At 68.5% G+C, this 12,950-nt stretch carries 12 protein-coding genes and 1 pseudogene; 6 read left to right on the plus strand and 7 right to left on the minus strand.

Annotated features, from left to right (window positions below):
* The first annotated feature begins 53 nt into the window (after nt 1-53).
* The 5 genes from ACZYY4_RS17415 to ACZYY4_RS17435 all read left to right on the plus strand — a co-directional run bounded on the left by ACZYY4_RS17415 (nt 54) and on the right by ACZYY4_RS17435 (nt 5,326).
* Nucleotides 54-689, plus strand: a complete 636-nt coding sequence (locus tag ACZYY4_RS17415; RefSeq protein ID WP_463811246.1) for a TetR/AcrR family transcriptional regulator — start codon at nt 54-56, stop codon at nt 687-689.
* Nucleotides 679-1,584, plus strand: a complete 906-nt coding sequence (locus ACZYY4_RS17420) for an ABC transporter ATP-binding protein (protein ID WP_463811247.1) — start codon at nt 679-681, stop codon at nt 1,582-1,584. Before ACZYY4_RS17415 ends, ACZYY4_RS17420 begins: the two co-directional genes overlap by 11 nt.
* Nucleotides 1,581-3,221, plus strand: coding sequence for an ABC transporter permease (locus ACZYY4_RS17425; protein WP_463811248.1), 1,641 nt, complete (start codon nt 1,581-1,583; stop codon nt 3,219-3,221). The genes ACZYY4_RS17420 and ACZYY4_RS17425 overlap by 4 nt, the downstream gene beginning before the upstream one ends.
* A 10-nt stretch (nt 3,222-3,231) precedes the next feature.
* Nucleotides 3,232-3,906, plus strand: coding sequence for a methyltransferase family protein (locus ACZYY4_RS17430; protein WP_463811249.1), 675 nt, complete (start codon nt 3,232-3,234; stop codon nt 3,904-3,906).
* Between the two features lie 106 nt (nt 3,907-4,012).
* Nucleotides 4,013-5,326, plus strand: coding sequence for a DUF2599 domain-containing protein (locus ACZYY4_RS17435; protein WP_463811250.1), 1,314 nt, complete (start codon nt 4,013-4,015; stop codon nt 5,324-5,326).
* A gap of 16 nt (nt 5,327-5,342) precedes the next feature.
* On the opposite strand, the gene glgC is transcribed toward ACZYY4_RS17435, so the two are convergent.
* A complete protein-coding gene (gene glgC, locus ACZYY4_RS17440; protein ID WP_463811251.1) occupies nt 5,343-6,557 on the minus strand; it encodes a glucose-1-phosphate adenylyltransferase in 1,215 nt (404 codons plus the stop codon).
* Nucleotides 6,558-6,681: 124 nt separating this feature from the next.
* On the opposite strand from glgC, the gene glgA reads away from it, so the two are divergent.
* Nucleotides 6,682-7,860: a glycogen synthase gene (gene glgA, locus ACZYY4_RS17445; RefSeq protein ID WP_463811252.1), complete on the plus strand. Its 1,179-nt coding sequence runs from the start codon at nt 6,682-6,684 to the stop codon at nt 7,858-7,860.
* A 100-nt stretch (nt 7,861-7,960) separates the two neighbouring features.
* Here the strand turns inward: glgA and ACZYY4_RS17450 are convergent, their stop codons facing one another.
* The 6 genes and pseudogenes from ACZYY4_RS17450 to fadD6 form a co-directional block, all read right to left on the minus strand.
* Nucleotides 7,961-8,128: a DUF3117 domain-containing protein gene (locus ACZYY4_RS17450; RefSeq protein ID WP_003885506.1), complete on the minus strand. Its 168-nt coding sequence runs from the start codon at nt 8,126-8,128 to the stop codon at nt 7,961-7,963.
* Nucleotides 8,129-8,295: 167 nt separating this feature from the next.
* Nucleotides 8,296-8,868, minus strand: coding sequence for a DNA-3-methyladenine glycosylase I (locus ACZYY4_RS17455; RefSeq protein WP_463811253.1), 573 nt, complete (start codon nt 8,866-8,868; stop codon nt 8,296-8,298).
* Nucleotides 8,865-9,176 (minus strand): DivIVA domain-containing protein, encoded by a 312-nt coding sequence (locus tag ACZYY4_RS17460; protein WP_463811254.1) that lies wholly within the window; start codon nt 9,174-9,176, stop codon nt 8,865-8,867. Before ACZYY4_RS17460 ends, ACZYY4_RS17455 begins: the two co-directional genes overlap by 4 nt.
* Before the next feature lie 64 nt (nt 9,177-9,240).
* Nucleotides 9,241-10,194, minus strand: coding sequence for a glucosyl-3-phosphoglycerate synthase (locus ACZYY4_RS17465; protein ID WP_463811255.1), 954 nt, complete (start codon nt 10,192-10,194; stop codon nt 9,241-9,243).
* Nucleotides 10,191-11,173, minus strand: a pseudogene (gene folP, locus ACZYY4_RS17470) (dihydropteroate synthase). The gene ACZYY4_RS17465 and the pseudogene folP overlap by 4 nt, the downstream one beginning before the upstream one ends.
* Nucleotides 11,103-12,881 (minus strand): long-chain-acyl-CoA synthetase FadD6, encoded by a 1,779-nt coding sequence (gene fadD6 / locus ACZYY4_RS17475; protein ID WP_463811256.1) that lies wholly within the window; start codon nt 12,879-12,881, stop codon nt 11,103-11,105. Before fadD6 ends, folP begins: the two are co-directional and overlap by 71 nt.
* Nucleotides 12,882-12,950: the final 69 nt, after the last annotated feature.

Below are 12,950 nucleotides of genomic sequence, written 5' to 3' on the forward strand. Positions count from 1 at the left end.
GCACACGCGGTAGCGCTTGACGTTCTATTGAACGGCTGTTTAGCATATTGAACATGCGTTCAGCGGACCTGACGGCCAGCGCGAAAATCCGCGATTCGGCGATCGAGCAATTCGGCCGGCATGGCTTCGGCGTGAGCGTGCGAGCGATCGCCGAAGCCGCCGGGGTGAGCGCGGGCCTGGTCATTCACCACTTCGGTTCCAAGGAAGGGCTGCGCAAGGCCTGCGACGAGTTCGTCGCCGAAGAGATCCGCAGCGGGAAATCCGAGGCGATGCGCTCGGCCGACCCGGCGACCTGGTTCGCCGCCATGGCCGAGATCGAGTCCTACGCGTCGATGATGGCCTACCTGGTCCGCAGCATGCAGTCCGGTGGCGAGCTGGCAGACACGTTGTGGCGCCGGATGATCGACAACGCCGAGGGCTACCTCGACGAGGGCGTCCGCGCCGGCACCCTCAAACCCAGCCGCGACCCGAAAGCCCGGGCCCGTTTCCTGGCCATGAACAACGGTGGCGGATTCCTGCTGTATCTGCAGATGCACGAGAACTCGACCGATCTGCGGGCCGTGCTACGTGATTACGCCCGCGACATGGTCCTACCCGCACTCGAGTTGTACACCGAGGGCCTGCTGACCGACCGCACCATGTATGACGCCTTCCGACAAGCCCAACAAGGGGGAACCGATGCGACCTGACAACCGTTGGCCGGCGATCGAAATCCGTGGACTGGAGAAGCATTTCGGTCAGGTCAAGGCGCTGGACGGGCTGGATCTGACGGTGCACGGCGGCGAGGTGCACGGCTTCCTCGGCCCGAACGGCGCCGGCAAATCGACCACTATCCGGATCCTGCTGGGCTTGGTGAAGGCCGACAGCGGAAGCGTGCGCCTGCTCGGCGGCGACCCCTGGACGGACGCGGTCGATTTGCACCGTGAGATCGCTTACGTACCAGGTGATGTCACGTTATGGCCGTCGCTGTCCGGCGGCGAGATCATCGACCTGCTGGCCCGGATGCGCGGCGGGATCGACGAACAGCGGCGCGACGAGCTGATCGAACGCTTCGACCTCGACCCGACCAAAAAGGCTCGCACCTACTCGAAGGGCAACCGCCAGAAGGTGTCCCTGATCTCAGCCTTCTCCTCGCACGCTCGGCTACTGCTGCTCGACGAACCCAGCAGCGGCCTGGACCCGTTGATGGAGAACATATTCCAGCAGTGTGTCGCCGAGGCGAGCCGGCGCGGGGCCACCGTCCTGCTGTCGAGCCACATCCTGGCCGAGACCGAAGCACTGTGCCAGCGGGTGACGATCATCCGCGCCGGGCGGGTCATCGAGAGCGGCTCACTGGATTCGCTGCGCCACCTGCACCGCACGTCGATCCAGGCCGACCTGATGCGCGATCCGGGCGACCTCACGCGGATTCGGGGGGTCGCCGACGTGCGCTACACCGGCACCGTGCTGCACGCGCAGGTCGACAGCGACAGCCTCGGTGAGCTCATTGCCGTGCTCGGTGCGGCCGGAGTACGCAGCCTCACCAGCCGTCCGCCGACGCTGGAAGAGCTCTTCCTGCGCCATTACGACACGGTGCGGGCATGATCACCGCCGCAGCGCCCCAAGCACAGTCGGCATCCCGGCCCTTCCCGCGCCGATCGGACTTCTCCGGCACCCTCGGCATGCTCCGGCTCTATCTGCGCCGCGACCGCGTCGTCCTGCCGCTCTGGGTACTGCTGTTGTCGCTGCCGCTGGCGAACGTCTACATCGCCAGCATCGAGTCCATCTACCCCACCGCAGCCGACCGCGCCGGGCTGGCCGCGACCATCATGGCCAGTCCGGCGCAGCGCGCGGTGTACGGCCAGGTCTACAACGACACCCTCGGTGCGGTGGGCATCTGGAAGGCCGGGATCTTCCACTCGCTCATCGCGGTGGCGGTGATCCTGACCGTCATCCGGCACACCCGCGCCGACGAGGAGACCGGCCGCACCGAGTTGATCGAGTCGACCGCGGTGGGCCGCTATGCCGGACTGACCGGCGCGCTGCTGTTGGCGTTCGGGGCGTCGGTCGCCACCGGTGTCATCGGGGCGGCCGGGCTGCTGACCACCGAGGTTCCGGCGGCGGGTTCTTGGGCGTTCGGTGCAGCGCTGGCCTGCTCCGGGCTGGTGTTCACCGCCGTGGCGGCGGTGGCCGCACAGTTGCCCCCCGGCGCCCGGTTCGCCCGCGGCGCGGCGTTCGGCGTGTTGGCCGCCGCCTTCACGCTGCGCGCGGTCGGCGACGCGGGGTCCGGCGCGCTGTCGTGGCTCTCACCGCTGGGCTGGTCGCTACAGGTGCGGCCCTACGGGGGTGACCGCTGGCCGGTGCTGGTCCTGCATCTGACGGCGACGGCCACGCTCACCTGGCTGGCCTACCGCTTGGCCGCCCGCCGTGATGTCGGTGCCGGGCTGCTGGCCGATCGTCCGGGACCGCGCCGGGGGGCGCCGGGGCTGGCCGGCGCGTTCGGTCTGGCGTGGCGGCTCGATCGCGGTGCGCTGCTGCTGTGGACGGTGGGTCTGGTGCTCTACGGGTTGTTGGTCGGCAGCGTGGTGCACGGCATCGGCGACGAGGTCGGCAGCGACAGCGCGCGCGACATCGTCGTCCGGTTGGGCGGTACCGCAGCACTGGAGCAGGCATTCGTCGCGGTGGCGTTCACCATGCTGGGCATGGTGGCGGCCGCGTTCGCGGTTTCGCTGGTGCTGCGACTACAGCAGGAGGAGTCAGCTTCGCGCGCGGAGACCCTGCTCGCCGGTTCGGTCGGGCGAAACCGTTGGCTGGCAAGTCATGTCGTGATCGCGCTGGCCGGATCGGCCATCGCGATACTGACCGCCGGCGTGGTGGCCGGAGTCGTCTACGGGGTGGCGGTGGGCGATGTCGGTGGGCAGTTGGCCACCGTGATCGGCAGCGCCGCGGTACAGCTGCCGGCGGTCTGGCTACCCGCGGCGGTGACCGTCGCACTGTTCGGGATCGCCCCGAGATTCGCTCCCGCCGCCTGGGCGGTGCTGATCGGGTTCGTCGCGCTGTATCTGCTCGGCACGATCTCCGGCCTGCCGCAGTGGGTCCTCAACCTCGAGCCGTTCACTCATATTCCACTGGTCGGCGACGGCGGATTCAGCGTCGCGCCGCTGGCGGTGCTGTTGGCGATCGACGCCGCGCTGATTGCTCTGGGCGCCCTGACTTTCCGCCGCAGAGACCTGAACATGTGAGGAGGTAGACGTGAAAACTATTGGCAAGGGATTGGTTTCAGCCTCGTTAGGCCTGATCGTATTCGGAGTGCTGCTGTTCGTGCCGGCCGGAACTCTGCACTATTGGCAGGCCTGGGCATTTCTCGCGGTGTTCGCACTGTCCACCTGGATTCCCAGCGTCTACCTGATGCGCACCAATCCGGCCGCGCTGGATCGGCGGATGCGGGCCGGGCCACTGGCCGAGAGCCGACCGGTGCAGCGGATCGTCATCACTGCCATATTCATCTGCTTCCCGGCGATGTTCGTGCTCAGCGCACTCGATCACCGCTTCGGATGGTCGGCGGTACCGGCAGCAGTCGCGGTGCTCGGCGATGTGCTGGTGGCGATCGGACTCGGTGTCGCCATGTTGGTAGTCGTCCAGAACGGCTACGCGGCCGCCAACGTCACCGTGGAAGCCGGTCAGACGCTGGTCTCGACGGGCTTGTACGGGTGGGTACGACATCCGATGTACACCGGCAACGTCATCTTGATGATCGGGGTCCCGCTGGCGCTCGGCTCCTACTGGGGGCTGGTGTTCCTGCTGCCCGGGGTGGCCCTGCTGGTGTTGCGTATCCGCGACGAGGAGCGGCTGCTCACCGAAGAGCTCGGCGGTTACCGCGAGTACACCCAACGGGTCCGTTACCACCTGATTCCGCATTTTTGGTAGCCGTTATTCCACTTTTGAACTCCTTTGGCTTACAGTCCCCTAAGCGCAAGCTGTTAACCCGGCCTGTTAGAGGCGACTTGCGAGTCTTAGGGAGGCTGGTCGAGCCATGCGCAGACCGCGGCGAGGCAGTGGCGGCATTCGGGCACTCTCCCCCAACCGAATGGCCGGCGCGCTGGGTGCCGCCGTCCTGCTCGGCATCACCCCGGCAACGACGGCCCCGACCGCACAGGCGGACTGGGACTGGGGAACCGAGCTGATTGAGCCGATGGCAGCCGTCGACACGACGGATCCCGGCCTCAACTTGGGCAGCTTGATGGAACTGGCGCAGACCTGGGTGGGCCAGCTCGATCCGGCGACCAATGGCATGTTCTCGTCGGCGATCGACGCGATATTGGCGCTGCCGGGTCCGGGCCAATCCCTCGACACCGCCGCATGGCTGGACCAGCTCTTCTACGGTCCGCTGCACGCCGGCCTGCAGGAGTGGATCACCAGTCCATTCGGGGAGTTCAGCATCGGCTTGATCAACGCACCGTTCGTCACGCTGTTCGGCCGCGACCTGATCGGCGACGGCATCGACGGATTCGACGACGTCAACACCAGCATGTTCGGTCAGTGGGGCGGGTTCGGTGACGCCGGCGACGGCGGGTTCCTATTCGGCAATGGCGGTGCGGGTATCGACGGTGCGGGCGGTGTCGGCGGCATGGGCGGCATGGCCGGGTTCTTCGGCCACGGTGGCGCGGGCGGCCTGGGTGGCGCCGGTGCCGCCGGCGGCGACGGCGGTGCCGGTGGCTGGTTCATGGGCATCGGCGGTGCCGGTGGAGTCGGGGGCGTCGGCGATCTCGGAATTGACGGCGGGGTCGGCGGCGCCGGAGGTGACGGAGGCTGGTGGATGGGCAGCGGCGGGGCCGGCGGTGCGGGCGGCGATGGTGGTGCCGGTTCGGCGGACATCGCGGCGGGCAACGGCGGCGCCGGCGGCGACGGCGGTGCGGGCGGGCTGTTGTTCGGCCGCGGCGGCGACGGGGGTCTCGGCGGCGAGGGCGGTGCCGGTGGACTGGGCGGCTCGGGTGGCTGGCTGGGCGCCTCGGGGATCGGCGCGGCCCCCTACGTCGAGCACACCCAATGGGTGACCTACGACGGCGGGACCAGCCTGCGGGTCTATCCGACCGACACCGGGCGAACCGAAGCCGGCGAAACCGGCACGCTGCGCCAGGGTGAGCAGGCCTGGTCGGAGGTGGTGAAACGAGACCCGGACGCCAACACATCGGGGATGCGCGAACAGTTCCTGTGCCACTGGCAGTTTGCCGAGTTCATCGAACCCGGCAAGACCAGCTGGAATCTGGAGCCGTGGCGCCCGGTCGTCAGCACCCTGAGCCTGTTGGCCAACGGCTGCAACCCGGGCGGCGCCGAGGAACCGTTCTAGCCCTGGCAGCGACCCGCTAGATCCAGACGCCCTTGCCGACGGCGACCACGCCGCCGGCGCTGATCGAGAACCGCTCACGGTCTTTCTCCAGGTCGACACCGATCATCTCGCCCGGGCCGACCACCACGTTCTTGTCCAGGATCGCGTGGCGCACCACGGCGCCGCGCCCCACCCGCGCCCCGGGCATGAGGACGCTGTCCTCCACGATCGCGCCGTCGTCGATTACGACGTTGGACGACAACACGGTGTTGCGAACCGAGCCGGCCGAGATGACACTGCCCGCACCCACTACCGACTCCTGGGCCGATCCTCCGTTGACGAACTTCGCCGGCGCCAGATTCTCCGTCGCGCCGTGGATCGGCCAGCGCTTGTTGTACAGGTTGAAGATCGGGTGCGCCGACACCAGGTCCATGTGGGCGTCGTAGAACGCATCCAGGGTTCCGACATCGCGCCAATAGCCACGGTCACGTTCGGTGGCGCCGGGCACCTCGTTGTCGGAGAAGTCGTAGACGGCGGCCATCCCGTCGGCCACCAGGCGCGGAATGATATCGCCACCCATGTCGTGGTCGGAATGGTCATCGTCGGCGTCGGCACGGATCGCGTCAATCAGCACCTTGGTGGTGAAGATGTAGTTGCCCATCGACACATACGTGCTGTCCGGGTCGTCGGGCGTACCGGGCGGATTCGCCGGCTTCTCCAGGAAGTTGCGGATCCGTCCGGACTCGTCGGCGTCGATGCAACCGAACGCCGACGCCTCCGCGCGCGGCACCCGGACCCCGGCGACCGTCGCACCGGCCCCGGTGTCGATGTGGAAGCGCACCATCTGCTCGGGGTCCATCCGGTACACGTGATCGGCACCGAAAACCACGATGTATTCCGGGTCTTCGTCGAAGATCAGGTTCAGCGACTGATAGATGGCGTCGGCGGAGCCGGTGTACCAGCGCGGCCCGAGCCGCTGCTGCGCCGGCACCGGGGTGATGTACTCCCCCGCCAAGCCGCTCAATCGCCAGTTCTGCGAGATGTGCCGGTCCAGCGAGTGCGACTTGTACTGCGTCAGAACGCAGATCCGCAGGTAGCGCGCATTGACCAGATTCGACAGCACGAAGTCGATCAAGCGGTAGGCGCCGCCGAATGGCACCGCCGGCTTGGCCCGGTCCGCGGTCAGCGGGTGCAGCCGCTTGCCCTCCCCACCGGCCAGGACGATGCCCAGCACGTGCGGCAATTCCCTCATAGCCCCAAACCTATCGGCCGTTTCGAAGCCCTGCCAGGCGGACCGCACGATTGACGAGGTTCTTACAGATTGTCCGGCTCATCCGCCGCGCACCCAGCCGCCCTCGACCGCTACCGTGCGGGTTATGCGGGTGGCAATGCTGACCCGGGAATACCCCCCGGAGATCTACGGTGGTGCGGGCGTCCATGTGACGAACCTGGTGGAGGCGCTGCGGCGCTTGTGTCACGTCGACGTGCACTGCATCGGTGCGCCCCGACCGGGCGCACTGGCACATCAACCGGATCCGGCACTGCGGGACGCGAATCCGGCCCTGGGCACCCTCTCGGCCGACCTGACGATGGCCGACGCCGTCGGCACGGCCGACGTCGCACACTCGCATACCTGGTACACCGCCCTGGCCGGCCGCCTGGCGGCCTTGCTCCATGACATCCCGCACGTACTGACCGCGCATTCGCTGGAGCCGCTGCGGCCCTGGAAAGCCGAGCAGTTGGGCGGCGGCTACCGGGTGTCGTCCTGGGCGGAACAGCTGGCGACGACCGCAGCCGACGCCGTGATCGCGGTCAGTTCGGCGATGCGCGACGACCTGCTGCGCGTCTACCCGGACCTGCGGCCCGACCGCGTGCACGTCATCTACAGCGGCATCGACACCGACGTGTGGCGCCCGCAGTCGGTCGCGTCCGAGTCGTCGATGCTGGCCGAACTCGGCGTCGACCCGGACCGGCCCATGGTGGCGTTCGTCGGCCGGATCACCCGGCAGAAGGGGGTGGCCCACCTGGTGGCCGCCGCGCACCGATTCCACCCCGATGCGCAACTGGTGTTGTGTGCCGGCGCCCCCGACACACCGGAGATCGCCGCCGAGGTGAGCGCCGCGGTCACCGAGCTGGCCGCCACCCGCAGCGGGGTGTTCTGGATCCAGCAGACCCTGCCGGCGCGACAGATCCGCGAATTACTTTCGGCGGCAGCAGTGTTCGTCTGCCCTTCGGTTTACGAACCGTTGGGCATAGTCAACCTCGAGGCGATGGCCTGTGCCACCGCGGTGGTGGCGTCCGACGTCGGCGGCATCCCGGAGGTGGTGACCGACGGTGCGACCGGTTCGCTGGTGCACTACGACGCCACCGACCCGGACGGTTATCGCAAGGGTCTTGCCGACGCAGTCAACGCGCTGATCAGCGACCCCGGGCGGGCACGACGTTATGGCGACGCCGGCAGACTCCGCTGCGTCGAGACCTTCTCGTGGGCGCGGGTGGCCGAGCAGACCCTGGCGATATATCGACAGGTGGACGGCCAGCCGCGCCGGACCTAGGTCATAACGGCGACCCGCTTCGCCCGGCTCCGCCGCGCTTGCGATCGCCTAGGTCATAACGGCGACCCGCTTCGCCCGGCTCCGCCGCGCTTGCGATCGCCTAGCTCGTGACGGCCTTGAGTTCGTCACCGAGTGCAGCGGCCTCGTCGGGAGTCAACTCGACGACCAGCCGTCCGCCACCCTCGAGAGGTACCCGCATCACGATGCCGCGCCCCTCTTTGGTCGCTTCCAGCGGACCGTCACCGGTCCGGGGCTTCATCGCCGCCATCGAGTACTCCCTCCAGGTACAAGCCCATCGGCCGTGCCCTTGATCTGCGCCGGGTGTGCACCGCGGTCGCAGCGTCCGGCATCGAACTGCAAATTCACTCCGCCATTCTCCCCTATCGGCGACGCCTCGTGCACAAGACCCGATTCAGTAGCCGCAGTTTAGTGGATCTAGACGGCTTCCGGCGGCACCCAACAGGTCCGCAAATGATCGTCGACCATGCCCGTGGCCTGCATCAACGCGTACGCGGTGGTGGGCCCCACGAATCGGAACCCGCGACGCTTCAATTCCCGCGACATCGCCGTCGATTCCGGTGTGACGGCTGGAATAGCCGACAGATCGACCGGGCGGGGGCGGGCCGGCGGGGCGAATGACCACAACAGCTCCGCCAGTTCAGTGGACCCGAGATCGAGGGTTGCTCGTGCGTTGGCGATCGTCGCCTCGATCTTGGCCCGGTTGCGCACGATGCCGGCATCGCCCAGCAGCCGTGCCACGTCGGCGTCGGTGTAGCGCGCGACGGTCTCGACGTCGAAATCGGCGAACGCGCGCCGGAAGTTCTCCCGCTTACGCAGAATCACCAGCCACGACAACCCGCTCTGGAAAGCTTCCAGGCTGATCCTCTCGAAAAGTGCGGCCGTCTCCCGCACCGGCCGTCCCCACTCCTGGTCGTGGTAATCGCGATACAGCGCCGACCCCTCGGACCAGCCACACCGGATCCGGCCGTCGTCGGGCGGGCTGCTCAACGCGATCTCGACGGATCTGCGGCGAGTGCCTGCGCTGCGGCGAGTTGCCCACGCAGTTGGTCGAGTTCGGCACCGAGGCGCTCCAGCACCCAGTCGACCTCGCCGGTGTTGTAGCCGCGCAGCACCTGGGAGAACTTGACCGCCTCGACATCGGCGCCGGTGACCCCCGACGCCGGCAGCATGGTCGCCGTCGTCCCCCGCGGCAGCGGCGGCAGCTGCTCACCCCGGCCGAACAGCACGCTGGCCACCCCGAACAACAGCAGCGCGGTGAGGACGAGCACAACGAGATACAGCAACACCAGTGTCACGGGATCGATAGTGCCTCATCGCGGGAGTCCGCCACCACCACCGGCGCACGCGGGACGACCGGGGTCAGCGCTGGCGCAGCGTGTTCATCGGCGGCCGGTCCACCAGCGACAGCGGCGTGGTGCGCGGCAGGTAGTCCATACCGTCTGGGCCGTCGGCGAAGAACTGGGTGAGACCCACCCCGGAGTCGGGGACGCCGCACCGCGACAGCAGGGTGGCGACGACTTGGCGGCTCATCACGGCCAATTCGGCCAGCGGGCGGTTGCGGTGTGCGCGCACGCCCAGGTTGACCTGAGCGATCGCCTCCAGCCCCAACCGGTCGTAGGTATCGATCAGCAGGCCGATCTCGACCCCGTAGCCGGGTGCGAACGGCACCGACGCCAACAGCTCACGACTGCCCGCGTACTCGCCACCAAGGGGCTGCAGCACGGCCCCCAGGTCGGGGCGCAGCGCGGTCAGCAACGGGCGGGCGACCAACTCGGTGACGCGACCACCACCGGTGGCGTCCTCGGTGCCGTTGACCTTCAACGGCCGCCGGTAGAAGCCCTTGACGAGGTGGACGCCATCGCCGGTGAGCAGGGGACCGACCAGGTTGGGGACGAACATCGGGTCGGGGTCGATGAGGTCGGAGTCCACGAATACCACGATGTCGCCGCTGGTCGCGGCCAGCGACCGCCACAGGGCTTCGCCCTTTCCAGGCTGCGGTGCCACCTCCGGGACGGCCTGCTCGCGGCTGACGACGCGGGCGCCGGCGGCGATGGACCGGATCTCGGTGTCGTCGGTGGAACCGGAGTCCAGCACGATCAACTCGTCGACCAGGCCCCCGGACCGGCCTCCGGCCAGGCCGGTGATGCTGTCGATCACCGTTCCGATGGTCTCCGCCTCGTTGAGCGCGGGCAACACCACCGAGATGGTGCGACCGGCCTTGGCGGCGACCAGCTCTGCAACCGTCCAGTCCGGGCGGCTCCAGGTACGCCCGGCCAGCCGGGTATCGCCCAGCCCCGCGACCAGGTCGGTCATGCAAGTCCCCTAACTGTGCTGGTCGGGGCCCGCACGCCCTGGATCGATGCCACCATCTCCAGCACGCGCCGGGTCGGCCCGACCTCGTGTACCCGAAACATCCTGGCTCCGGCGGCCGCCGCCAGTGCGGTGGCCGCCAGCGTTCCCTCCAGTCGTTCGGTCAGACCCACACCGAGAGTCTCCCCGATGAAGTCTTTGTTGGAGAGCGCCATCAATACCGGCCATCCGGTATCGACCAACCTCTCCGTGTGTCGCAACAACGCTAGCCCGTGGAAGGTGTTCTTGCCGAAATCATGGGTGGGATCGATCAGCACTTTCTCGCGCGCCACCCCGGCCGTCACCGCCCGTTGCGCGGCCGCGGTGACCTCGTCGAGCACCGCGTCCACCACCCCGTCTACGGCTGCGCCGTAACTCACCCGGAACGGGCGGGTGCGCGGCGCGGCGCCGCCGGTGTGCGAGCAGACCAGGCCGGCGCCGAACTCCGCCGCGACCGCCGGCAGGCCCGGGTCGACTCCGCCCCAGGTGTCGTTGATCAAGTCCGCGCCGGCCGCGCAGGCGCGTTTGGCCACCTCCGAGCGCCAGGTGTCGACGCTGATCAGCTGGTCGGGGTAGGCGCCGCGCAGCCACTCGATGAAGGGCACCACCCGGGCGGTCTCGGTGTCGGCGTCGACGGTCTGCCCCGGCCCGGCTTTGACCCCGCCGACATCGATGACGTCGGCACCGTCGGCCACCGCCCGGTGCGCCGCGGCCTTGGCCGCCTCGTCGCTGAAGGTGGCGCCCGCGTCGTAGAAGGAGTCCGGGGTGCGGTTGACGATCGCCATGATCAGCGCGCGGTCGGTCGCCACCGGACGACCGCAGAACGTGGACTGCACCCGTCTATGGTGCCCGGTGACGCCGCACCCGCGGCGTCAGCCCCGTGGACACTGGCCCGCGGCCACTTCGCCGGGGTACTCGGCGTAGTAGGGCTTGTAGCCCTCATCCCGGCCGGCCAGCACATACAGCGGGTCGGCCACCTCGGAGCCGTAAGCCTGATCTCGCAGCTCCACCTTGCGGCTCTTGAATGTGGTGGTGTGCGCCATCGACTCCACCAGCCGCACGAACAGCGGCACCGCGTAGGACGGCAGCTGCTCGTAGACGGTACGGGCCAGCGCGGCCCCGTCGAACGTCACGCCGTCACGCAGTTTGACCGCGGCCATCCCGGCTCGGCCACCGGTGTCGGGCACTTCGACCCCATAGACGGCGCACTCCTCGACCGACTCATCGGCGCTCAGGGCGGCTTCGACCTGCGTGGTGGCGACGTTCTCGCCCTTCCACCGGAAGGTGTCGCCGAGCCGGTCGACGAACGCGGCGTGCCCCATGCCCTGCGGGCGCATCAGGTCACCGGTGTTGAACCAGCAATCACCGTCCTTGAAGGCGTTGCGCACCAGCTTCTTCTCGTTGGCCTCCGGATCGGTGTAGCCGTCGAACGGGGAGAATCGGTTCACCGGGCTCAGCAGCAGCCCGGGCTGCCCGGAGGGCACCTTTCGCACCCAGCCGTCCTCGCCGCGCAGCGGTTGGCCGGTGTCGGGGTCGTACTGCACGTAAGCCAGCGGCAGCGGATAAACGCCGGTGCTTCGCGGCACATTGAACACGTTGAGGAAGGCGCTGTTGCTCTCGCTGGCGGCGTAGAACTCGCAGACCCGCTTGATGGCGAACCGGTGGGTGAACTCGTCCCAGATCTCCGGCCGCAGCCCGTTGCCGGCGATCACGCGCACCTTGTGCGCCCGGTCGGTCGGCTTGGGCGGCTGGTTGAGCAGGTAGCGGCAGACTTCGCCGATGTAGACGAACGCCGTCGCGTCGGCGGCGATCACGTTGTCCCAGAACCGCGAGGCGGAGAACGACTTTCCCAGCGCCAGCGTCGCGCCGGCGTTGAGCACCGACGACACCGCGACCGTCAGCGCATTGTTGTGGTAGAGCGGCAGGCAGCAGTACAGCGTGTCGGTGCTGCGCAGCCGCAAGCCGATGCCCCCGAACGTCGCCAGCGCCCGCAGCCACCGGTAGTGGGTCATCACGCTGGCCTTGGGGTAGCCGGTGGTGCCCGAGGTGAAGATGTAGAACGCGGTGTCCTTGGCCAGCACCGCCGCCACCGACGCCGGGTTGCCGTCGGGTGCGGTGGCGGCCAGCCGCTCCAACTCCTCGACGGTCTCCGGCTGGTCCGGGGCGCCGCTGTCATGCACAGCACTCACCAGATCCGATTCCGCGACAACGAGTTTGGCCTCCAGCAGACCCAGACTGTGGGCCAATACGTCGCCACGCTGGTGGTAGTTGAGCATGCCGGCGACCGCGCCGCATTTGGCGACGGCCAGCATCATCAACACCGCGTTGGGCGAGTTGCGCAGCATGATCCCGACGACATCGCCGTGGCCGATGCCGCGGGCGGCCAGCACCGCGGCGTAGCGGTTCACCGTCTCGTTGGCCTCGCGGTAGGTCAGCCGCTGTTCGTCGAACCGGATGAAGACCCGGTCGCCGAATCTGGCGGCGCGGTCCTGAAACACCTTGCCGATCGACGACTTGGAAGTGGGCCGGGCCAGCAGCCCAGTCCGCATCCCCCGCAGGATCGCCGGGGCGTCGGCCACCAACCCGGGCAGCCGGGTCACGATGTCGGTCAGCCCCACCCGGGTGACCGCGCCGGAGTTGTGATCGGACACGCTGTTCTCCCGTTTCGCACCATTAAAAGACAGTCCCAGGCGATCGCGAGCGCGGCGGAGCCGGGCGCG

The sequence above is a fragment of the Mycobacterium sp. IDUB_21 genome, from assembly GCF_055419425.1.

Excerpts from the sequence above, each read along its gene's own strand:
- ACZYY4_RS17435 (WP_463811250.1), top strand. The coding sequence starts at position 4,013 with ATGCGCAGACCGCGGCGAGGCAGTGGCGGCATTCGGGCACTCTCCCCC.
- ACZYY4_RS17450 (WP_003885506.1), bottom strand. The coding sequence starts at position 8,128 with ATGGCGGCGATGAAGCCCCGGACCGGTGACGGTCCGCTGGAAGCGACC.
- ACZYY4_RS17465 (WP_463811255.1), bottom strand. The coding sequence starts at position 10,194 with ATGACCGACCTGGTCGCGGGGCTGGGCGATACCCGGCTGGCCGGGCGT.
- ACZYY4_RS17420 (WP_463811247.1), top strand. The coding sequence starts at position 679 with ATGCGACCTGACAACCGTTGGCCGGCGATCGAAATCCGTGGACTGGAG.
- glgA (WP_463811252.1), top strand. The coding sequence starts at position 6,682 with ATGCGGGTGGCAATGCTGACCCGGGAATACCCCCCGGAGATCTACGGT.
- ACZYY4_RS17425 (WP_463811248.1), top strand. The coding sequence starts at position 1,581 with ATGATCACCGCCGCAGCGCCCCAAGCACAGTCGGCATCCCGGCCCTTC.
- glgC (WP_463811251.1), bottom strand. The coding sequence starts at position 6,557 with ATGAGGGAATTGCCGCACGTGCTGGGCATCGTCCTGGCCGGTGGGGAG.
- ACZYY4_RS17415 (WP_463811246.1), top strand. The coding sequence starts at position 54 with ATGCGTTCAGCGGACCTGACGGCCAGCGCGAAAATCCGCGATTCGGCG.